This is a genomic window from Pseudomonas putida (assembly GCF_028682455.1).
GTDB lineage: Bacteria > Pseudomonadota > Gammaproteobacteria > Pseudomonadales > Pseudomonadaceae > Aquipseudomonas > Aquipseudomonas putida_AA.
This window is the reverse complement of the sequence record NZ_JANHLD010000003.1, coordinates 384,213-405,020: the sequence shown is the minus strand read 5'-3', so window position 1 is coordinate 405,020 and position 20,808 is coordinate 384,213. Positions and strand designations below refer to the sequence as shown.

At 62.4% G+C, this 20,808-nt stretch carries 21 protein-coding genes and 1 pseudogene; 9 read left to right on the top strand and 13 right to left on the bottom strand.

Translation table 11 applies throughout. The features are described 5' to 3' along the window. Positions 1-48: 48 nt before the first annotated feature. Positions 49-1,539, top strand: coding sequence for an L-piperidine-6-carboxylate dehydrogenase (locus tag NPS58_RS19020; protein WP_274116861.1), 1,491 nt, complete (start codon positions 49-51; stop codon positions 1,537-1,539). Positions 1,540-1,661: 122 nt separating this feature from the next. Continuing rightward, positions 1,662-2,948 (top strand): L-pipecolate oxidase, encoded by a 1,287-nt coding sequence (locus NPS58_RS19015; RefSeq protein WP_274116860.1) that lies wholly within the window; start codon positions 1,662-1,664, stop codon positions 2,946-2,948. A 2-nt stretch (positions 2,949-2,950) separates the two neighbouring features. Here NPS58_RS19015 and NPS58_RS19010 read toward each other — a convergent pair whose 3' ends face one another. The 4 genes from NPS58_RS19010 to NPS58_RS18995 all read right to left on the bottom strand — a co-directional run bounded on the left by NPS58_RS19010 (position 2,951) and on the right by NPS58_RS18995 (position 7,472). Beyond that, positions 2,951-4,381, bottom strand: coding sequence for a mechanosensitive ion channel family protein (locus tag NPS58_RS19010; RefSeq protein ID WP_274116859.1), 1,431 nt, complete (start codon positions 4,379-4,381; stop codon positions 2,951-2,953). Between the two features lie 124 nt (positions 4,382-4,505). After that, entirely contained in the window at positions 4,506-5,405 is a 900-nt protein-coding gene (locus NPS58_RS19005; RefSeq protein WP_274116858.1) for a DUF4852 domain-containing protein, read from the bottom strand. Positions 5,406-5,510: 105 nt separating this feature from the next. Further along, positions 5,511-7,001 carry a YifB family Mg chelatase-like AAA ATPase gene (locus NPS58_RS19000; protein WP_274116857.1) on the bottom strand — a complete coding sequence of 497 codons (1,491 nt, stop codon included), beginning with the start codon at positions 6,999-7,001 and terminating at the stop codon, positions 5,511-5,513. Positions 7,002-7,208: 207 nt separating this feature from the next. Continuing rightward, positions 7,209-7,472 (bottom strand): accessory factor UbiK family protein, encoded by a 264-nt coding sequence (locus NPS58_RS18995; protein ID WP_038615819.1) that lies wholly within the window; start codon positions 7,470-7,472, stop codon positions 7,209-7,211. 407 nt (positions 7,473-7,879) lie between these two features. On the opposite strand from NPS58_RS18995, the gene glnK reads away from it, so the two are divergent. The 3 genes from glnK (at position 7,880) to sutA (ending at position 10,390) form a co-directional block, all read left to right on the top strand. Then, positions 7,880-8,218 carry a P-II family nitrogen regulator gene (glnK, locus tag NPS58_RS18990; RefSeq protein WP_002555808.1) on the top strand — a complete coding sequence of 113 codons (339 nt, stop codon included), beginning with the start codon at positions 7,880-7,882 and terminating at the stop codon, positions 8,216-8,218. 41 nt (positions 8,219-8,259) lie between these two features. Next, positions 8,260-9,591 carry an ammonium transporter gene (locus tag NPS58_RS18985; RefSeq protein ID WP_274116856.1) on the top strand — a complete coding sequence of 444 codons (1,332 nt, stop codon included), beginning with the start codon at positions 8,260-8,262 and terminating at the stop codon, positions 9,589-9,591. A 475-nt stretch (positions 9,592-10,066) separates the two neighbouring features. Next, positions 10,067-10,390, top strand: a complete 324-nt coding sequence (gene sutA / locus NPS58_RS18980) for a transcriptional regulator SutA (RefSeq protein WP_274116855.1) — start codon at positions 10,067-10,069, stop codon at positions 10,388-10,390. Between the two features lie 102 nt (positions 10,391-10,492). Here sutA and NPS58_RS18975 read toward each other — a convergent pair whose 3' ends face one another. The 6 genes and pseudogenes from NPS58_RS18975 to lptM form a co-directional block, all read right to left on the bottom strand. Next, the gene (locus NPS58_RS18975) at positions 10,493-11,188 is read right to left on the bottom strand and encodes an HAD family hydrolase (protein WP_274116854.1); all 696 of its coding nucleotides are present in this window, start codon (positions 11,186-11,188) and stop codon (positions 10,493-10,495) included. Then, positions 11,185-12,084 (bottom strand): tyrosine recombinase XerC, encoded by a 900-nt coding sequence (gene xerC, locus NPS58_RS18970; RefSeq protein ID WP_274116853.1) that lies wholly within the window; start codon positions 12,082-12,084, stop codon positions 11,185-11,187. The genes NPS58_RS18975 and xerC overlap by 4 nt, the downstream gene beginning before the upstream one ends. After that, positions 12,084-12,821: a DUF484 family protein gene (locus NPS58_RS18965; RefSeq protein ID WP_274116852.1), complete on the bottom strand. Its 738-nt coding sequence runs from the start codon at positions 12,819-12,821 to the stop codon at positions 12,084-12,086. The genes xerC and NPS58_RS18965 overlap by 1 nt, the downstream gene beginning before the upstream one ends. Before the next feature lie 13 nt (positions 12,822-12,834). Next, positions 12,835-13,665, bottom strand: coding sequence for a diaminopimelate epimerase (dapF, locus tag NPS58_RS18960; protein ID WP_274116851.1), 831 nt, complete (start codon positions 13,663-13,665; stop codon positions 12,835-12,837). A 4-nt stretch (positions 13,666-13,669) separates the two neighbouring features. Continuing rightward, positions 13,670-14,917 (bottom strand): diaminopimelate decarboxylase, encoded by a 1,248-nt coding sequence (lysA, locus tag NPS58_RS18955; protein ID WP_274116850.1) that lies wholly within the window; start codon positions 14,915-14,917, stop codon positions 13,670-13,672. 12 nt (positions 14,918-14,929) lie between these two features. Next, positions 14,930-15,064 (bottom strand): annotated as a pseudogene (gene lptM / locus NPS58_RS18950) (LPS translocon maturation chaperone LptM); the annotation flags it as partial. Positions 15,065-15,258: 194 nt separating this feature from the next. Here lptM and cyaY point away from each other — a divergent pair. The 3 genes from cyaY (at position 15,259) to rnk (ending at position 16,367) form a co-directional block, all read left to right on the top strand. Then, a complete protein-coding gene (gene cyaY / locus NPS58_RS18945; protein WP_274116849.1) occupies positions 15,259-15,591 on the top strand; it encodes an iron donor protein CyaY in 333 nt (110 codons plus the stop codon). A gap of 1 nt (position 15,592) precedes the next feature. Further along, positions 15,593-15,814 carry a DUF1289 domain-containing protein gene (locus tag NPS58_RS18940; protein ID WP_274116848.1) on the top strand — a complete coding sequence of 74 codons (222 nt, stop codon included), beginning with the start codon at positions 15,593-15,595 and terminating at the stop codon, positions 15,812-15,814. Between the two features lie 133 nt (positions 15,815-15,947). Beyond that, on the top strand, positions 15,948-16,367 hold the full coding sequence (rnk, locus tag NPS58_RS18935) for a nucleoside diphosphate kinase regulator (protein ID WP_274116847.1): 420 nt from the start codon (positions 15,948-15,950) through the stop codon (positions 16,365-16,367). A gap of 3 nt (positions 16,368-16,370) precedes the next feature. On the opposite strand, the gene NPS58_RS18930 is transcribed toward rnk, so the two are convergent. The 3 genes from NPS58_RS18930 to NPS58_RS18920 all read right to left on the bottom strand — a co-directional run bounded on the left by NPS58_RS18930 (position 16,371) and on the right by NPS58_RS18920 (position 19,996). Continuing rightward, positions 16,371-19,220: a class I adenylate cyclase gene (locus NPS58_RS18930; RefSeq protein ID WP_274116846.1), complete on the bottom strand. Its 2,850-nt coding sequence runs from the start codon at positions 19,218-19,220 to the stop codon at positions 16,371-16,373. Between the two features lie 161 nt (positions 19,221-19,381). Further along, positions 19,382-19,627 (bottom strand): TIGR02647 family protein, encoded by a 246-nt coding sequence (locus NPS58_RS18925; protein WP_274116845.1) that lies wholly within the window; start codon positions 19,625-19,627, stop codon positions 19,382-19,384. Positions 19,628-19,711: 84 nt separating this feature from the next. Beyond that, positions 19,712-19,996: a hypothetical protein gene (locus tag NPS58_RS18920; protein WP_274116844.1), complete on the bottom strand. Its 285-nt coding sequence runs from the start codon at positions 19,994-19,996 to the stop codon at positions 19,712-19,714. Between the two features lie 146 nt (positions 19,997-20,142). On the opposite strand from NPS58_RS18920, the gene NPS58_RS18915 reads away from it, so the two are divergent. Next, positions 20,143-20,805 carry a glutathione S-transferase gene (locus tag NPS58_RS18915; protein ID WP_274116843.1) on the top strand — a complete coding sequence of 221 codons (663 nt, stop codon included), beginning with the start codon at positions 20,143-20,145 and terminating at the stop codon, positions 20,803-20,805. Positions 20,806-20,808: the final 3 nt, after the last annotated feature.

Below are 20,808 nucleotides of genomic sequence, written 5' to 3'. Positions count from 1 at the left end.
CTGATCCGGATCACTAATTCAACCACTCATCGCATGCAGGAGAAGAAAATGGTTGATGGACTGCTAGACCGCCTCGGTGTCCCGGCCAGTGCCTACACCCACGGCAACCATCCCGTTCACACCCCTATCGATGGCAGCGCGATTGCCTCGGTGCACCTGGAAAGCAAAGCCCAGGTCGTGGCCAAGATCGACCAGGCCGAACAGGCATTCCAGGCCTGGCGTAATGTTCCAGCGCCGCGTCGCGGTGAGTTGATCCGCCTGTTCGGCGAAGTACTGCGCCAGTACAAGGCCGACCTGGGTGAGCTGGTGTCCATCGAAGCCGGCAAGATCACCCAGGAAGGCCTGGGTGAGGTGCAGGAAATGATCGACATCTGCGACTTCGCGGTCGGCCTTTCGCGCCAGCTGTACGGTTTGACCATCGCCTCCGAGCGCCCGGGCCACCACATGCGTGAAACCTGGCATCCGCTGGGCGTGGTCGGTGTCATCAGTGCCTTCAACTTCCCGGTCGCGGTCTGGGCCTGGAACACCACCCTGGCCCTGGTGTGCGGCAACGCCGTGGTGTGGAAGCCCTCGGAGAAGACGCCGCTGACCGCCCTGGCTTGCCAGGCGCTGTTCGAAAAAGCCCTGAAAGCCTTTGGCGATGCGCCGCAAGGCCTGAGCCAACTGGTCATCGGTGACCGTGACGCCGGCGAAGCCCTGGTCGATGATCCGCGCGTACCGCTGGTGAGCGCCACCGGCAGCACCCGCATGGGACGTGAAGTCGGCCCGCGTGTGGCCGCACGCTTCGGTCGCAGCATCCTCGAGCTGGGTGGCAACAATGCCATGATCCTGGCCCCGAGCGCCGACCTTGACCTGGCCGTGCGCGGTATCCTGTTCAGCGCCGTCGGCACCGCCGGCCAGCGTTGCACCACCCTGCGCCGCCTGATCGTGCACCGCTCGATCAAGGACGAAGTTGTGGCGCGGGTCAAATCCGCTTACGCCAAAGTGCGTATCGGTGATCCTCGCAAGGACAACCTGGTCGGCCCGCTGATCGACAAGCTGTCGTTCAATGCCATGCAGGATGCCCTGGCGCGTGCCCGCGACGAAGGCGGCCAGGTATTCGGTGGCGAACGCCAACTGCAGGAACAGTACCCGAGCGCCTACTACGTGTCTCCGGCCATTGCCCAGATGCCGGCGCAGAGCGCGGTGGTACGTCACGAAACCTTCGCCCCGATCCTCTACGTGCTGGCCTATGACGACTTCGAAGAGGCCCTGCGCCTGAACAACGAAGTGCCACAAGGCCTGTCGTCGTGCATCTTCACCACTGACCTGCGTGAAGCCGAGCGTTTCCAGAGTGCCTCGGGCAGCGACTGTGGTATCGCCAACGTCAACATCGGCACCAGCGGTGCAGAGATCGGCGGCGCCTTTGGCGGCGAGAAAGAAACCGGCGGCGGTCGTGAGTCGGGCTCCGATTCCTGGAAGGCCTACATGCGTCGGCAGACCAACACGGTGAACTACTCCCGTGAGCTGCCGTTGGCGCAGGGGATCGTGTTCGACTGATCACGCGTCGGCTTCGTCGCTGGCGAGCCAGCTCCCATAGGGTAGGGTGGATGCCTATCTGTGGGAGCTGGCGTGCCAGCGACTGGGGCACCACCGAACAAGAACAATGAAGGAGGCCGGCCATGCCAGAGCTGCGTCAACAATGTTTGTGGGAACACGTAACCAGGCTCGCTGCGCCGGTCGATAAGCTGGCCACCGAACTCAAGGCCGACGTCTGCATTATCGGCGGCGGCATCACCGGCCTGAGCGCCGCGATTCACCTGCTCGAAGCAGGCAAGTCGGTCATCCTGCTGGAGGCCTGGACCATCGGCCATGGCGGTTCCGGTCGCAACGTCGGCCTGGTCAATGCCGGCACCTGGATTCGCCCCGACGACGTCGAAGCCACCCTCGGCCAGAAGCAGGGCAGCCGCCTGAACAAGGTGTTGGGTGAGGCGCCCGCCGAAGTCTTCGCCACCATCGAGCGCCTGGGCATCGACTGCCAGGCACACAACACCGGCACCCTGCACATGGCCCACAACGCCACGGGTGTGGCCGACCTTGAAGCCCGCCATGAACAATGGACCCGGCGCGGCGCCGATGTCGAGCTGCTCACCGGTGCGCGCTGCGAGGAATACTGCGGTACCGACAAGATTTCCGCCGCGCTGCTCGACCGCCGCGCCGGCACCATCAATCCCATGGCCTACACCCAGGGCCTGGCTGCGGCGGTCACGCGCCTGGGCGGGCAGATTTTCCAGCAATCGGCTGTCGAGGGCCTGGAGCGTGAAGGTCGCGGCTGGCGCGTCAAGAGCGCCAAGGGCTCGGTCAGCGCCGACAAGGTGGTGATCTCCACCGGGGCCTACACCGAGGGCGACTGGACCACCCTGCAGAAGCATTTTTTCCGCGGCTACTACTACCAGGTGGCTTCGGTGCCGTTGCAAGGCGAGGCTGCCGACAACGTGCTCAGGCACGGCCAGGGCTCCTGGGACACGCGCACGGTGCTCAGCAGCATCCGCCGCGATGACGAAGGCCGCCTGCTGCTCGGCAGCCTGGGCCGGGTCGACAACAAGCCCAACTGGTTTATCCGCAGCTGGGCCGACCGCATCCAGAACCACTATTTCCCGCAGCTGGGCAAGGTCGAGTGGGAGATGCACTGGACCGGTTGCATCGATTTCACCCCTGACCACCTGATGCGCCTGTTCGAGCCGGCCCCGGGCCTGGTTGCCGTGACCGGCTACAACGGTCGTGGCAACACCACAGGTACAGTGATTGGCAAGGCCTTTGCGCAGTTCCTGCTGCAGGACAACCCGGATGCATTGCCGATTCCGTTCTCGGCGATGAAGCCGGTTTCGGCCCCGGCGCTGCGCACCGGCTTCTACGAAACCGGGTTCTCGCTGTATCACGCCGGCCAGTGCCTGCGCGTGGTGCTTTAGGCCTACTTGTGCAGCCAGCTGAGAAAGCCGCCTTTCTTGATGGCTGCCGGTTTTTGCTCCAGCAGTGACTGGTTGGTTTGCTGGCGGATGCGCTGCAGTTTGGTCAGCGCTGTCTTGACCTCCTGGCGCTCCTCCAGGCAACTGCGCACGTTGTCCTTGTCGATGCGGTACAGCAGGCAGCTGGTCAGGCTGCGGAACTCGGCAATGGACTGGTCTTCGTCCAGCAGGCCTTCGGCACCCAGTACTTCACCGGGGCCCATGCGCCCAGCTTCGATCAACTGGTCGCCATCGCGAATGGATGCCGACACCACGCCGGTGCCAATCACCAGCAGATAATCCGAGCTGTCGCCAACACCCAGAATGACCTGGTCGGCCAGGTACTCCACCGAAGTCATGCGCTGGCTCAGGCTGTCTTTCTCGTCGTTGCTCAACGAGCGGAAGATCCGCACATCTTCGAGCAGGGCGCGTTGTCGGCTCCAGGCCAGGGAAGACGGCGAGTCGGCATTCCAGACGACGCCGGTGGCCTCCAGGTGGCGGTGGGCGAGGTCGAACATCTGGTTACGCACTTCGGTTTTCTGGCCCATTGAACGAATGAAGCCACTGGCCTCGTATTCGACGTATTCGAGGGTCGAACTCTTTATTGTCACTTTGGGGCTTGGCGTGGCGAGCAGTATGCGACTGCCCTGCAGGGTTTTTTCCAGCGCGTCGATCACCCGTTTGGGGCGTACCTGCGCCGGCACCACCACGGTGATGGAAACACCGTGGACATCGCTGGGCCGGCTGAAATTGAGCAGCTTGGCCTTGGCTGCCACCGAGTTGGGAATCACCGCCATGCTGCCGTTGCTGGTGAGCAGGCGAGTGGCGCGCCAGTCGATGTCGATCACCTTGCCTTCGGTGCCGTCGATGCTGATCCAGTCATCGATCTGATAGGGACGGGTGGTGTTGAGCACGATGCCGGAGAACACATCGCTCAGCGTGCTCTGCAGCGCCAGACCGATGACAATGGCCATGACCCCGGACGTCGCCAGCAGGCCTTTGACCGGCAGCTGCATCACATAGGCGGCCGCTGCGACGATGGCGGCAAGAAAGATCAGCGCCCCGGCCACATCCTGCAGCAAGCGCCCGGCATGGCCACTGCGGGAGATGATCAGCAGGCCGAATATCACGGTGACGGTGCGTGCAGCGAACAACCACCAGGCAATGGCCAGCACTGTCGCCAGCAGGTTGCGGGGTACGTCGTCGACCCAGGGGGCAGGCTGCAAGGGGCTTACGCCAGCGCCGATCAGCACCCAGGTAAACAGCAGGAACATGGCCAGGCGCAGACCGATGCGCAGTGAGCGGCGTTCAATCGGGATGACTTGCCAGAGCAACAGGTCGAGCAGCAGCAGGAAGATGCCAAGCAGCAGGGGGGAGGCCTGGATGAACGCCAGCATGGTGGTCTCGGTGCGAAGGGGGTGTGCTCTAGTAAAGAGTAGGTCGCAGCGGCCGGCAATAAAGAAATGGCCTGCCGGTCAGCGGCAAGCCATTGGAGGACAACGCTGTCAGGCTGTTGCTCGACTACAGCGTCTGGCGGTACAGCACAACGTTTGGCTTGGTCTTGTCGACCAGCTCGATGTACTGCGCCGACAGGAGGACGGCACGGATCGGGTCAGTGGCCCGGACATCACCCTTGATGGTTTTGTCAAAGTAGCCGTAAACGTGCATTTCAAGATGGTCACCGCCGCCGGCGATACGTACCGCTTCGATGGCGCGCGCTTCATCGCCCTTGACCTTGATGGACTTCAACTGCTCACCGTTGGAAAAGCCGAAGCGAAAATCACGGGCATCATAGAAGTTCAAATAGTGGTGGCCACTATTGGAGACTTTGTATTTATTCGGGGTTCTTGCCGAGAGCAGCTTCTCGTCCATCGAGCTGAACAGCGTGCTGGTCAGCGGGAATTCTTCTTTCTCGAAGTCGTAAGGCTTCATGTCGATGGTATGGGCGCTCAGCGTCTTCTTATAGAAATCGTGAGTGCCGAACTTTGTGATTTGCTCTTGGAGCAGCGGTGTAATGGTTTTCTCGAGGTCTTTTTTGACGAACTCGTCGCGGGTCTTCGAGTAGGTGTCCAGCAGCTCGGAAAGCTCATCGGTGCCCCGGAAGTAGCGGCCAGTGTCCAAGGTCTTGATAACGGCCACGGTACCGTCTGGCGCAGGCGTTTTGCCGTTGTAGATGAAGGCTGCCTGGGTGCCCGAGTTGATCTCCCAGTACACGGAGCGATCATCTTGCAGTGGGCGGGCTGGCAGGCTGGTGACTACGGCGGCATCGGGGTTTACGGCTGGTTCGGCTTCTTTGACGGCTGCGGGTGCACTGGCAGGGGTAGTTGCCGAGGCTGGCGTCTCGCTGTCCGAGCAGGCGGCCAGCGCCAGGGACAGGGCACCGATACTTGTGGCGAGCGTAAGCTGTTTGAAGCTAATCATGGTTTTGAATACTTATGCGAGGGGAGTTAGTTGCGCGGTTTCTGTCGATTTATAACGTTCGTTATTTCATCATACGAATAATGGCACTTCAATGGCATCTAATTATTAGTTGCCGGGTCGATAGTGCAGTGCCTCGGCCAGATGCTCGCGGCTGATGTCTGGGGCCTGGACCAGGTCTGCCAGCGTGCGGGCGACCTTGAGCAGCCGGTGGGCGGCGCGCAGTGAGAGTGTCAGGCGTTCGCAGGCGCTTTCCAGCCACTGTTGGTCGGCTGTGGCTAACGCGCAGTGCTGGCGCAAGCCCGGCAGATCGAGGAAGGCGTTGGCGCACCCCTGGCGTTGTTGCTGGACCTCCCTGGCCTGGGCAACCAGCGCGGCAATGCTCGCACTGCTCTCACCGTTGTTGCAGGTGGCCGACAAGGCGGTGGCCTCGCGGGCGACGGTCAGGTGCAGGTCGATGCGGTCGAGCAAGGGGCCTGAGAGCTTGTTGCGGTAGCGTTGGATCTGGTCGGTGCCGCAGCGACAGCGGCCGGTGGGATCGCCCAGATAGCCACAGGGGCAGGGGTTCATGGCGGCGACGAGCTGGAAGCGGGCGGGGAAGCGGATCTTGTCCTTGGCCCGGGCAATGACGATCTCGCCCGATTCCAGCGGTTCGCGCAGTACCTCCAGTACCCGGCGCTCGAATTCAGGCAGCTCGTCCAGGAACAGCACGCCATGGTGGGCCAGCGTTATTTCTCCCGGTTGCGGGCGGCTCCCGCCACCGACCAGTGCGGCGCCCGATGCAGAGTGATGAGGATGACGGAAAGGGCGCTGCGGCCAGCTGCTCAGCGGCACATGGCTGGCCACTGACTGGATCGCCGCCACCTCAAGCGCTTCGCGCTCATCCAGTGGTGGCAACAGGCCGGGCAGGCGGCTGGCGAGCAGGGTCTTGCCAGTGCCGGGAGGGCCACTGAAAAGCAGGTTGTGTGCTCCGGCGGCGGCCACCAGCAGGGCGCGTTTGGCGGCTTGCTGGCCCTGCACTTCATTCAGGTCGGGATAGGGTTGTATCTGCAGCAGCAAGCCATTGGCGGAATAGGGGTTCAGCGGTGCCAGGCCGTTGAAATGTCCTATCAGTTCCAGCAGGTGTTCGACGGCGTAAACTACCAGGCCACCGGCCAGGCAGGCCTCTTCGGCATTCTCGCGTGGCACCACCAGTGCCCGGCCGGATTCTCGTGCCGCCAATGCCGCGGGTAGTACCCCTTGCACCGGCCGAACGGCGCCCGACAACGCCAGTTCGCCCAGGCATTCGACATCGTCCAGGGCCTTGATCGGAAACTGTCCGTTGGCGGCCAGGATCCCCAGTGCAATGGCCAGGTCGAAGCGGCCGCCGTCCTTGGGCAGGTCTGCCGGGGCGAGGTTGAGGGTGATGCGTCGGGCGGGAAACTCCAGGCCCGAATTGAGGATCGCGCTGCGTACCCGGTCTTTGCTTTCCTTGACGGTGGCCTCGGGTAGACCCACCAGGGTCAGGGCGGGCAGGCCGTTGGCCAGGTGAGCTTCGACACTGACCGCCGGGGCCGATACGCCCACCTGGGCGCGGCTGTGGACAAGGGCGAGAGACATGAGCACTCCATGATCATTGCAAAGGCCGCGTCCTGCGGCGTTGCAAGCATAGTGGGGTGGCGAGGGTGGGCGCGGGGAAGAGTGAATCAGCTTTTTTCGGTGCAATGGGAGGAGTGGGCAAACCCCAGTGATTGCAGTGGGTAAGCGACATTGCAGTCGCGGGGCAAGCCCGCTCCCAGCAGAGCGGGCTTGCCCCGCGAAATGGATTTACTCGGCCGCTGGCGGGTTAAGGCGGGCTTCCATTTCGGCAACCTTGGCTTCCAGTGCTTCAAGGCGAGCGCGGGTGCGGGCCAGGACTACCATCTGGCTGTCGAATTCTTCCCGGCTGACCAGTTCCAGTTTGCTGAAACCGCTTTGCAGCAGGGCCTTGAACTGGCTTTCGAGTTCGGCGCGTGGCTGCGAGGTGTCGCCGCTGAACAGGCGCGAGGCCTGGTCGCTCAGGGCATCGAGAAAAGCTTTGGGCGCGAGCATGTTGGGCTATCCGCAGTATCCAGAAGGGGCGCCAGTGTAGCACGCAGCTTTGCGGGCCTTGCCCTGCACGGTTTTCGCGCATCGCGGTGAAATGTCGCGCACCGTTGTTGTGCGCCGAAACGGTGCTGGCGACTGGCCAAGGTCGGCAAGTAAACGTAAGTCCCTGTAATTGGGTGACTTATCGGATCTGGCAAGGTTTCTGCTAAGACCTTCATGACCCATGCACTGATGCAGTCACCGTGACGAGCCAGGGTGCAGGCGGAGTATCACGCTGTTTCGTCATGTGCGGTTTCTGGTGTTGGCCGGGGATATGAGGTCGACGGTGCGTTACAAAGCCAGGCGCTGCGCTTAGACTTGAGTCGGGTTTGTTTTCCTGGGGCAAGTCCACCAATTCGGGAGAGAGTTTCATGAAGCTAGTCACTGCCATCATCAAGCCGTTCAAGCTGGACGACGTGCGCGAGTCGCTGTCCGAAATCGGCGTGCAGGGCATTACTGTCACTGAGGTCAAAGGCTTCGGTCGGCAGAAAGGTCATACCGAGCTGTATCGCGGCGCTGAATATGTGGTCGATTTCCTGCCAAAGGTGAAGATCGACGTTGCCATCGACGACAAGGATCTGGATCGGGTCATCGAGGCAATCACCAAGGCAGCCAACACCGGCAAGATCGGTGACGGCAAGATTTTCGTGGTCAATCTGGAGCAGGCGATTCGCATCCGTACCGGCGAAACCGATACCGACGCGATCTAAAAAAAGCCTCACCAAACCCCAACGCCCCAGGAGATAACAACATGACTCTGCGTCAATTCGCAGGGCTAGGAGCCCTTTTGTCCCTCGTAATGCCCGGCCTGGCCCTGGCAGAGGAGGCAGCCCCCGTCCTCAACTCCGGCGACACCGCCTGGATGTTGACCGCCACAGCCCTGGTACTGTTCATGACCATCCCTGGTCTGGCCCTGTTCTACGGCGGTATGGTGCGTTCCAAGAACGTGCTTTCGGTGATGATGCAGTGCTTTGCGATCACAGGCCTGATCAGTGTCCTGTGGGTGGTCTACGGCTATAGCATGGCGTTCGATACCACGGGTATGGAGCAAGGCGTAGTCAACTTCAATTCCTTCGTCGGTGGCTTGTCCAAAGCCTTCCTGGCTGGCGTGACGCCTGCGAGCCTGACGTCTTCCGCGGCGTTGTTCCCTGAGGCCGTGTTCATTACCTTCCAGATGACCTTCGCGATCATCACCCCGGCTCTGATCGTCGGTGCCTTTGCCGAGCGCATGAAGTTCTCGGCGATGCTGATCTTCATGGCCATCTGGTTCACCCTGGTCTACGCACCGATTGCCCATATGGTCTGGAGCGGCAACGGTGGCCTGATGTGGGACTGGGGCGTACTCGACTTCGCCGGCGGCACCGTGGTGCACATCAACGCCGGTATCGCGGGCCTTGTAGCCTGCCTGGTGCTGGGCAAGCGCAAAGGCTTCCCGACCACGCCAATGGCTCCCCACAATCTGGGCTACACCCTGATGGGCGCCGCCATGCTGTGGATCGGCTGGTTCGGCTTCAACGCAGGTTCCGCCGCTGCCGCCAACGGCACTGCCGGCATGGCCATGCTGGTTACCCAGATCGCTACCGCAGCAGCAGCCTTGGGCTGGATGTTCGCCGAATGGCTGACCCACGGTAAGCCAAGTGCCCTGGGCATCGCCTCGGGTGTGGTGGCAGGCCTGGTCGCGATTACTCCGGCAGCCGGTACAGTAGGCCCGATGGGTGCCCTGGTGATTGGTCTGGTGGCGGGTGTGATCTGCTACTTCTGCGCCACCAGCCTCAAGCGCAAACTCGGCTACGACGACTCGCTCGACGCCTTCGGCGTACACGGTATCGGCGGTATCGTCGGCGCCATCCTGACCGGCGTGTTTGCAGCCCCGGCACTGGGAGGCTTCGGCACCGTGGAAGACATCGGCGCCCAAGTGTGGATTCAAGCCAAGGGCGTCGGCTTCACCGTGATCTACACCGCGATTGTCACCTACGTGATTCTCAAGGTGCTGGATCTGGTCATGGGTCTGCGGGTCAACGAAGAAGAAGAGTCGGTCGGTCTCGACCTGGCGCAACACAACGAGCGCGGCTACAACCTGTAACGCCCGCGGAAAAAACTTGCCCGGCTTGCCGGGCATTTTTTTGTCTGCAGTTTGTCGATTTCCTACTGCGCAAACGGTTTCTCCCGGTGCTTTTGCCGCTGCTTTTCTAGCTGTCTTGCGCAAGGTCGAAAACTTACAGGCCGGAGTGATATTTAGGCACTTTGCTTTTTCTCTGAGCACGCTAGAATGCGCGCCGAAGGGTGCAGACAAGCTGTCCGCAAACTTCGCTACCCTTTGCTAGGCTTGCCAATGAGCAGGCTGATCACGCCAGGGTAGGTCGACGACGTAATGTCGGCAGCTCTTTTATTTTGTCAGGTCCTGCCAAGAGCGGGGCCTGCACGGCGTTCGCCATGTGCCATGGCGCACGCCTGAGGTGGCGGCAAACCCGCGGCCCTTGAATTTTTTCCGGTAGCTGTCGATTCCCGGCGCTGCTGGTCTATAACTAATCTGCTTTTCGCAAGTCATGAGGTAGAACATGAGCGACGACGATCTGGAAAATGACGACCTCGAAGTAGGCGATGAAGACGAAGGCGATGAAGGCCTCGAAGCGGCAGCTGATGACGTATCCGACGATAGCGGCGACGACAGCCCGGCTCCCGTAGCCAAAGGCAAGTCCAAGGCCGCCGTCTCGGTAGACGAGATGCCGAGCATGGAAGCCAAGCAGAAAGAGCGTGATGCGCTGGCCAAGGCCATGGAAGAGTTCCTCTCCCGTGGCGGCAAGGTGCAGGAAGTGGAGGCCAACGTGGTCGCCGATCCGCCCAAGAAGCCAGACAACAAGTACGGCAGCCGCCCTATCTGAGTGGTTGCGTCAACAAGAAAGCCCGCCGTCGCTGCGGGCTTTTTTGTGCCTCGTGTTTTTGGCTGGGCTTGTCGAGGGGCAAGCCCCCACACATCAGGGGTGTCAGCGCCAGCTGTTGAGGAGTTCGGGCAACTGCGACAGGCGCTGGATCTCGGCGTCTGGAGGGTTGTCGGCTTCCCAGGCCTTGCCCTGGGGGTTGAACCAGATGGCCCGCAGGCCAGCTCGCTGTGCCCCGGCGATGTCATCGCCCGGGTGGTCGCCGATATGCACGGCGGCGTGAGCGTCGACCTGGCCGTGGCGCAAGGCTTCAAGGAAGGGTTGCGGGTCGGGCTTGCCAACCCCCAGGTCTTCGGCGCAGAGGGCGAACTTGAAGTAGTCGGCCAGGCCCAGGCGGCGTACGTCGGCATTGCCGTTGGTGACCACGCCCAGGGTGTAGTGGTGGCGCAGGATCTCCAGCACCGGCTGAACTTCAGGGAAGATATCGATCTGGTGACGGGCGTGCAGGAACACCTCGAACCCTTCGTTGGCAAGCTCCCGGGCCTTGTTCTCGCTGTAGCCGACGTCTTCCAGGGCGTGGAACAGCACGCGCCGGCGCAAGGCGCTGATGCGGTGCTTGAGCCCGGGCTCGGCTTGCACCAGTCGCTCGCGTATCGCGTACAGGTGCTCCACGGGAACTGCGCCAAGGTCTGGTGCATTGGCGGCCAGCCAGTCGCGCAGGACGGCTTCGGCGCTGACAATCACCGGTGCGGTGTCCCACAGGGTGTCGTCGAGGTCGAATGTGATCAGCTTGATACTCATGAATCGCTGCCCTTACTGCGTTTGGCCCGGGGGTGGGCGCTGTCATAGACGGCGGCCAGGTGCTGGAAATCAAGGTGAGTGTAGATCTGCGTGGTGGCGATGTCGGCATGGCCGAGCATCTCTTGCACCCCGCGCAGGTCCTGGGACGACTCCAGCAAGTGGCTGGCAAAGGAGTGACGCAACATGTGCGGGTGCAGGTTCTGGCCCAGCTCCCGTATGCCGGCGGCCTGTACCCGCACCTGGATGGCGCGGGGGCCCAGGCGTCGTCCTTGCTGGCTGACGAACACCGCACCGTCCTGCGGGCCGCTGCCGGCGCGCAGGGGCAGCCATTGCTCGAGGGCGTCGCGGGCCTTGCGACCTACCGGCAGTACGCGGGTCTTGCTGCCTTTGCCGTGTACCTGGATCAGGCCGGCGGGCAGGTCCAGTTGGTCGATGTTCAGGCTGGTCAGCTCCGACAGGCGCAGGCCGGAGGAGTAGAACAACTCGAGCATGGCCTGGTCGCGGCGGGCGAGAAACTCATCTTCTACAGCACCCTCGAGCAGTTGCTGGGCGCGGTCGGTGTCGAGGGTCTTGGGCAGGCGTCGTTCGCCCTTGGGGGCCGACAAACCGTTGGCCGGGTCGTGGCTGCACAGGCCTTCGCGATTGAGGTAACGGTAGAAGCCACGTACCGCCGAAAGCAAACGCGCCAGGCTGCGTGAAGACTGGCCCTGGTGATGCTGGCGGGCGATGAACTGGCGTAGGTGCTGGATCTGCAGGTCATTCCAGCTGCCGATGGCGTTCTTGCTGCAGAACGCCAGGACGTTTTCCAGGTCGCGGCGATAGGCCAGCTGGGTGTGCTCGGACACCTGGCGTTCATTGCGAAGGTGCGCACTGAAGGCCTGTAGCTGGCGTTCCATCAGCGCACCGGGCGCAGGGTCTGGGTGAAGCGCGGTACGACGCGGCCCAGCACTTCGGCGATATAGCCCAGGAACAGGGTGCCGACCGTGCTCTTGTAGTGCTGTGGGTCGCGGCTGCCGATCGCCAGCACGCCGTGCAGGCCCTGATGGTTGAGGGTGGCGACAGCGGTGGAGCCGACTTCTTTGCGTTGCTCTTCACCAAACAGGAAGTCCAGCTCATGCTCGCGCAAGTTGCCGCTGACTGTCTTGCCGCTGCACAGCAGACCGCCAATGGCTTGCTGGGCGTCGGCGCTGTTGACCCAGCGGCCGACCGGGGCGGCACTTTCACCGAACAGGATGAGGCTGACGAAGGGCACCTTGAACTCCTGGCGCAGGCTGTCTTCGACGGCCATGACCACGGTTTCCAGGCTGTCGGCATCCAGCAAGTCGAGGATCAGGCGGCGGGTCTTGTCGAACAGGCGGTCGTTGTCGCGGGCCACATCCATCAGCTGCGACAGGCGGTGGCGCATTTCGATGTTGCGGTCGCGCAGCAGCTTGAGCTGGCGCTCCACCAGCGAGACGGTGTCGCCGCGCTGGTGGGGGATGTGCAGTTCGCTGAGTAATTCATCGTGCTCGGCGAAGAACGTCGGATTGCTGCGCAGGTAGGCAACCACGGCCTCAGCCCCGAGGGCGGGCGTCGAGCCCTCGGCGCTAAGGTCGGTGGGCTGTTCGGCGGGAGCCTGGGGCTGATCGGTCATGGTCGATACTCACTCATAGACGAACCTGTCCTTCAAACACGCGTACGGCAGGGCCGGTCATCAGCACCGGCTTGCCGGGGCCGCCCCACTCGATGGACAGGCGTCCACCGGGCAGGTCGATCAGCAGTGGCGAATCCATCCAGCCCTGGCTGATCGCCGCGACGGCCGCTGCGCAGGCGCCGGTACCGCAGGCCTGGGTTTCCCCGGCGCCGCGCTCCCAGACGCGCAACTGGGCGCGGTGGCGATCGATGACCTGGATGAAGCCGACGTTGACCCGTTGCGGGAAGCGCGGGTGATGTTCGATCTTTGGCCCCAGTTCGTGGACCGGAGCATTGTTGATGTCGTTGACGCGCAGCACGGCGTGAGGGTTACCCATCGACACCGCGGCCAGTTCGACCTGCTGCCCGGCCACGTCCAGTGGGTAGCTCAGCGCCTGGGCCGGAGCGTCGAACGGAATCTCGGCCGGCACCAGCCGCGGCGGGCCCATGTCGACGCAGATCTGCCCGTCGTTGCGCACGTCCAGTTCAATGATGCCGCCCTTGGTCTCGACGCGGATGCGTTTTTTCGCGGTCAGGCGCTTGTCCAAAACGAAGCGGGCAAAGCAGCGGGCGCCGTTGCCGCACTGCTCGACCTCGGAACCGTCGGCGTTGAAGATCCGGTAGCGGAAATCCACTTCCGGATTGCTCGGCGCCTCGACAATCAGCAGTTGGTCGAAGCCGATGCCGGTGTGCCGGTCGCCCCATTGCTTGGCGTGCTTGGGCAGAATGTGCGCATGCTGGCTGACCAGGTCCAGGACCATGAAGTCATTGCCCAGCCCATGCATCTTGGTAAAACGCAGCAGCATGGGTTTACTCCGGCAACAGGCTTTCGCCGGCGAACAACTCGGCCACGGTTTCCCGACGGCGCACTTCGAAGGCCTGGTCACCATCGACCAGGATTTCGGCGCAGCGGCCACGGGTGTTGTAGTTCGAGCTCATGACAAAACCATAGGCACCCGCCGAGTGAACAGCCAGCAGGTCGCCTTCGGCCAGGTTGAGCGTGCGCTCCTTGGCCAGGAAATCGCCGGTTTCGCAGATCGGTCCGACCACGTCGTAGGCGCGGCCTTCACCTTCGCGCGGCTGCACGGCGGTGACGTCCATCCAGGCCTGGTACAGGGCTGGGCGGATCAGGTCGTTCATGGCCGCATCGACGATGGCGAAGTCTTTGTGCTCGGTGTGCTTGAGGTATTCGACACGGGTCAGCAGCACGCCGGCGTTAGCCACGATGTAGCGACCCGGTTCGAATACCAGGGCCAGGTCGCGGCCGTCGACACGCTCGCGAATGGCCTTGATGTATTCACCGGCCAGTGGCGGTTCTTCGTCGCGGTAGCGCACACCGACTCCGCCGCCCAGGTCCAGGTGGCGCAGGTGGATGCCACAGTCGCCGAGGCGGTCGATCAGCGCCAGCAGGCGGTCGAGGGCGTCGAGGAAGGGTTCCAGGGTGGTCAGTTGCGAGCCGATGTGGCAGTCGACGCCGACCACTTCCAGGTTCGGCAGCTGGGCCGCACGGATGTAGACTTCTTCGGCATCGGCAATGGCGATGCCGAACTTGTTCTCTTTAAGGCCGGTGGAGATGTACGGGTGGGTGCCGGCATCGACGTCCGGGTTGACCCGCAGTGAAATCGGCGCACGTACGCCCATCTCGGCAGCAACCACTTGCAGGCGCTCCAGTTCGTCGGTGGACTCGACGTTGAAGCAGTGCACGCCGACTTCCAGTGCGCGGCGCATGTCTTCGCGGGTCTTGCCGACGCCGGAGAACACCACGCGATCGGCGCGTCCGCCAGCGGCCAGGACACGCTCCAGCTCGCCGCCGGAAACGATGTCGAAACCTGCGCCCAGGCGGGCCAGCAGGTTCAGCACGCCGAGGTTGGAGTTGGCCTTGACGGCGAAGCACACCAGGTGCGAAACACCCTGCAGGGCGTCGGTGTAGCTACGGTACTGGGCCTCGATGTGGGCGCGCGAGTAAACGTAGGTCGGTGTGCCGAAACGTTCGGCGATGGCCGACAAGGCCACACCTTCCGCGAACAGATCACCGTCGCGGTAGTTGAAAGCGTCCATGGTTTACCCTTACTGATGCTGGTGCGATTGCGATTTCTTGCCGTCTTTGCCGTCGTCTGGCAGGTACAGCGGGCCCTTCTGGCCACAGGCGGAAACAAGGCAGGCAACCGCGACGAGCGCCGCGAGGGTGGAGATCAGGCGCTTCATGGCGTAATCCTTTGAAATAAGCAGTATTGCGCCCGAGTATACCGAGCACCTGCCGCCTTGCCTATGCAGGCGCCCCGCCGTCGGGCGGGGGGTGGCTGCGGGGGTATGGACGGGGCGTTATCCTTTGCATTCGGTGCGCGGCACTCGTATCTTGCCCGGCTTGCGTGTGTGCAGACATTTTTGAGGTTCTTGCAATGAGTTTGACCGAAGCGCGTTTTCACGACCTGGTCGATGCGACCCAACAGGCACTGGAAGACCTGTTCGATGACACTGACCTGGATCTGGACATGGAGAACTCCGCTGGGGTCCTGACCATCAAGTTCGACAACGGCAGCCAACTGATCTTCAGTCGCCAGGAGCCGCTGCGCCAGCTGTGGCTGGCCGACAAGTCCGGCGGCTTCCACTTCGACTACGACGAACAGAGCGGCAAGTGGACCTGCGAGAAGACCGAAGAGCTGCTGGGCGAGATGCTCGAGCGGATCGTCTGGGAGCGCGTGGGCGAGAAGCTCGATTTCGAAGATATCTGATATGAGCACTCCGCCGAAGCCGGCCAAGCCGCTCTACAGTAATGTCAGTCCGGCCGTGCCATCGCCTTGCATCAGCACCTGCCGGCTGGATGAGCACAAGGTCTGCATTGGCTGCTACCGCCATGTCGAGGACATTCGCCTGTGGCGTTCGGCCGATGACCAGCGCCGCCGGCAGATCTGCCAGGAGGCCCAGGCCCGCCGACAATTGGCCGGATTGGCGTAGACCCTTCAGCTATTGTGTATTTAATTGGCTGTGGTAGTGTCGAACTTGCTTCGGCAGTGCCGAATTCCTGCAAACCCCGCCCTTGGGCGGGGTTTTGCTTTATATCGCTCAAAAAAAGGAGTCTGACTGGATCATGAGCACCAAGCCTTCCATTATCGTCACCCGATTGGACGTACAGCGTCTCGAGCGTCTGATCGACAGCCTCGATGAAAAGATGCAGGAGTCGCCGGGTGTGCTCGCCTTGCAGGACGAGCTGGACCGCGCCGATCAGGTCGGTCACGAGGAAGTTCCGGCCGGTGTCGTGACCATGAACTCCCGGGTTCATTGCCGCGAAGAAGCCAGCGGCAAGGACTATCACCTCACGCTCGTGTACCCCAAGGACGCCAATGCCGACGAAGGCAAGATCTCGATCCTCGCACCGATCGGCAGTGCACTGCTGGGCTTGTCGGTAGGCGAGCAGATCGATTGGCCGGCCCCGGGCGGCAAGACCCTCAAGCTCAAGCTGCTGGAAGTCGAGTACCAGCCAGAAGCCGCGGGCAACTACGACCTCTGAGCCTCAGACCTGCGCCAGGGCTTCGTTGAGCGAACGCTCCAGTTCACCCTTGTAGCGCAGGTAGAGCATGCTCGAACCTTGCCCGTCGGCCAGCAGGCCGGACAGGTCCAGGTCGGTGATGTAGCAACGATAGCGCTCGGTTTCCCGACGCTGCTCGATGATTTCCCGGGCGACCATGACATAGAGCTGGTCGCCATGTTCGAGCTCTGAAAATTCCCGCTGATTGCAGTAGAGCGTGACCTGGACATCGTCGTCGATGCCGGGTTGCACGATGGCCTGCACTTCGTAGTAGGGCGCATCGATGCTCAGGCTCGGCGCCGGACGTGGTTCGGCCGAGCGGGCTTTGCCCGGGCCCGGGGGTGCCAGCTGGTAGTAGAGCACCTCCAGTGAGCCCTGCCCGTGCAGGTTGTCCAGTGGCTGGCGAGCGTCACGACGAAAAATGATCGACTGCAAGAAGCGCTGCAGCGGCAGCAGCAGGGCGCTTTCGTGATGAAACGGCAGGCGCTGTTGCCACAGGGCATTGTGCTCATCCAGCACATAGAGATCTGCCCAGGCATCCTGGACCCGGTAGAACACCTGGATGCAATGGGGCAAGCCCAAAGGCAAGACCTGCGCCAGCTCCAGCGCCTGCAGGGCGTTGGCGTCCAGGTACACGGGGCTGTAGTCGACACGTTCTTCGCACAGGTAGCCCAGCAGCGCCTTGTGATCGTCCAGGGTGACCAACTCGACTGCACCGGCTTGCAGTTCCAGCACATGGGTGTGTTGCTGGACCTGCAACAGGTAGCGGTGGTTCTGGCCCTGGGCGAGCAGCGCCTGGGCGGTGGTGAACACTTCCTCGACCCGCTGGGCGATGGCCTGTGCCCGGTTATGGCAAAAGCAGCGCACCCGCAATAGCGGCCGATGCCCGGCGTTGCCCAGGCTGTTGAGGTAGTCGCGCAGGCAGCGCATCAGCGCATGCTCGCCGTCGTAGCGCTGAACCTGTACTTCATTCCAGCTGTTGAGCGTGACCTGGTCCAGTGTCAGCACCAGGTTCTCGCGTACCCCGGCATAACTGAGCGAGTCGGTACGCTCGGTGGTCATCAGGATGTTCAGGTCACGGTGCTGCTGCAGCGGGTCGATCCCGACATTGACCAGTACCAGCATTTCATCGACCACGCTGGGTTGCAGCAGGCGCTGATCGCTGACCGGGGGCAGCGGCAGGGCCACGCTCTGTTGCAGGCTGCCGAGCAGGTTGAACAGCTCGTACTCACTCAAGTCACTGACACCTGGGTGCAGGGCCAGGCGGGTGCTGCTGTCGATGACACCATTGCGGTGGGCCCAGGCCAGCAGCTCAAGCAACTGGTGGCAGCGCTTGATCGGCGCGAAGTGTTCCCACTCATGGACGCCCAGGTTGCCGTTGTACAACCCCCAGTGATGCTGCCCGGGCTCCTTGCGGTTGGGCGACTGGACCAGGGTCAGGGTGTCTTCGGCCAGGTCCGGGGCCACCCCGGGGTTGATGAACTCGATCTTGCCGGCACGACGCTCGAAGGCTGCATACAAGCGTCGGCCGAGTACGCTCAGGTCGCGCTGGTCGATGCGGTGGGTGGCATGGCGAGTACGGGCGAACTGGCAGAGAAAGCGGTAGCTGTAGTTCAGTTCGGCGACCAGTGCCCGGCGCTCGACGGCGACCTGGCGCACCTTCCACTGGCTGCGGCTGTCGAGCAGGGCCAGTTGGCGCTCGTCCCATCCCCATTCCTGGCTCAGGCGCTGCAGCAGGTTGCGCTGCCAGCTGTGGGTGCGCTGTGGCGCGAGGCCACTGAGCCTCTTGTTGACCTTCAGGTACAGACTGCGCCTTACCAGCTCCAGACGCTCTTTTTCGCCGCGCCCGAGCAGGTATTGCTCGATGCGCCGGTACACCATTATGTAGGGGTCGAGCTCATCGAGGTCCAGGCGGTTGGCGAACACGGCCTGCTTGAATTGCAGGCTAAGGCACTGCCCATGGGGATACTCGCTGGCATAGACCTCGGTCAGCAGCAGCTTGAGGACCGATTTGTAGGGCGACTCGATTCCCTTGTACAGCTGCCACAGCCCGGCACCGACGAACTCGCCAGGCGGGATGTGCGCCAGATGGCCCAGGTCCAGGTTGTCTTCGGCGCGCACGAAGCGCTTTGAAAGCAGGGTTTCGATGTAGTCCCGGTAGCGTGGCTCTTCATAGACCGGGACCAGCCACCACAGCGGGGTGCGCCCGGCCAGCCAGATGGCGGTGCGGTAGAACTCATCGAGCAGCAAATAATGTTGGGTGGTGCCACAGTCGTCGGAACTGAGCTGGCTGTCGCGCTCACCTTGCACGAAGCTTTGGGGTTCGATCAAAAACAGGTGGGCTTCGGCGCCCTGGCTGGCTGCCCAGGCTTCCAGCAGCTGGCACTTTTTGCGCAGTTCGACCAGCTCGTTTTCACTCAGCGCGGCGTCATGGCAGACCCACACGTCCATGTCGCTCTGCTCTGCCTGGGCCAGGGTGCCCAGGCTGCCCATCAGGAACAGGCCGAGGATCGGCTGGGGCGGATTGCCACGCCGCGCCTTGTAAGAAAAGGAGCGGGTCAGGCGCTGGGCCTCGGCAAGTACCTGTGCGTCAGGCTCAAAACCTGAGACGCCCGCCGGGGTCGTGCCGGAAACATAGCCTGGCAGCAGCGGGTGATTGACGTGGAGGAACAGCGGCAGCAGCGTCAGGACCAGTTGCTGGCGGTTGGACAACCCCTCTCTGGCCCGCTCCAGGCGCCCTCGATTGAGCGTGAGGAAGCGTGTGCGCAGTTGGCTGAGCACCTTGCGGTCGATGCCCTCGTCGAGGTCGGGGCGGATTTCATGGGGGTGGTTCATGCGCGCTAAAACTGGCCGTCAGGGGAGCACCGGCGAGTGTAGCCTTTGTGGCGGGGTTTTTGACGCCATTTTACTAGCGCTTCAATGCGTCGCGGGGCAAGACCGCTGCCACAGGTTGGATTTGGCCTGTGGCAGCGGGCTTGCCCCGCGATTTTCAGGTGTCAGGCAGGCTGGGCGACTCTCAGAATGGTCAGCAGTTGCTGCGCGTGCTCGGCAGCATCGTGCCCCAGGCTGGTCAGGTAGCCGCCATCGGGCTGGTCGGTCAGTTGTTTGTCGTACAGGCGCTTGGCTGCAGCGATGAGCTCTTTGGAGGCAGTGTTATGGACCTTGATCCCTTCCTGGCTGCTATCCAGGTTGAACAGGGCAAGGACTTCAAGCTCGGCAATCAGATCGGGGGTAAACGACATAGAGACTCCGACTTCCAGACAAGGAGGGCAGCACCGTCGCCGGTGCCTGGCTTTGCAGTGTAGTCAGGTAAATCCGCTTTTGCTTCAGTCCTTTTCTGGAGGAAGCTCGGGCAGGGCGCGCAGGGCGGTTTCGTACCATTCGGTATTGAACGCACGGTCTTCATCAAGCATGGCGTCGATCTCGATCGCCAGTACATGGGCCATGAGATTGAGAATGTCGTCACGTTCGTAACCGACCAGGGTCAGCTTGTTGAAGATGGCCTTGGCCGCTGGTGGGTTGTCGCTTTCGATCTGGTTTTCGATCGCCTGGATCAGGGTCGACTCGGCGAATTCTTCTTCATCGTTGTCGATTTCGTTGTGCTCGCTCATCGGCGGACTCCTCTGGATGGATGCTCAGTTTGCCACGGCATTATCGGTAATGCCTGGCTATCGACGATCGCCATGATGCTGGTCAGTATCCCCGGGTGGGTCTATAACTGCCCCGCCAACCCCTTTACGGCCTGGAGGCTGTTTTCATGCTCAAGCTTCATGGATTCGCAGTCAGCAACTACTACAACATGGTCAAACTGGCGCTGCTGGAAAAGGGCATTCCGTTCGAAGAGGTGCTGTTTTTTGGTGGTCAGAGCCCACAAGCGCTGAAAGTCAGTCCGCGGGGCAAGGTGCCGGTGCTTGAGACCGAGCACGGCTTCCTCAGCGAAACCAGCCTGATCCTCGAGTACATCGAGCAGACCCAGCCAGGCAAACCCCTGCTGCCGGCCGAGCCCTTTGCCCGGGCCAAGGTGCGTGAGCTCGCCAAGGAGATCGAGTTGTACATCGAACTACCGGCGCGCGCCTGCTATCCCGAGGCGTTCTTTGGCGCCAAGGTCGACCCGGCCATCAAGGACAAGGCCAAGGCAGAGCTGGTGGCCGGTGTGGAAACCCTCAAGCGCAACGGCAAGTTCTCGCCCTACGTTGCCGGCAACGAGCTGACGATTGCCGACATGAAGTTCTGCTTCAGCCTTGATCTGGCCAGTGCGGTAGGCAGGGATGTATTCGATATGGACCTGCTGGCGGACTTCCCAGAAGCCAAGGGGTTGCTCAAGCAGCTCAGGCAAAACCCGAACGTGGAGAAAATCACGGCAGACAAGGAAGCGCAGATGCCTGCATTCCTTGAGATGGTGCGTAGCGGCAAGCGTTGACGG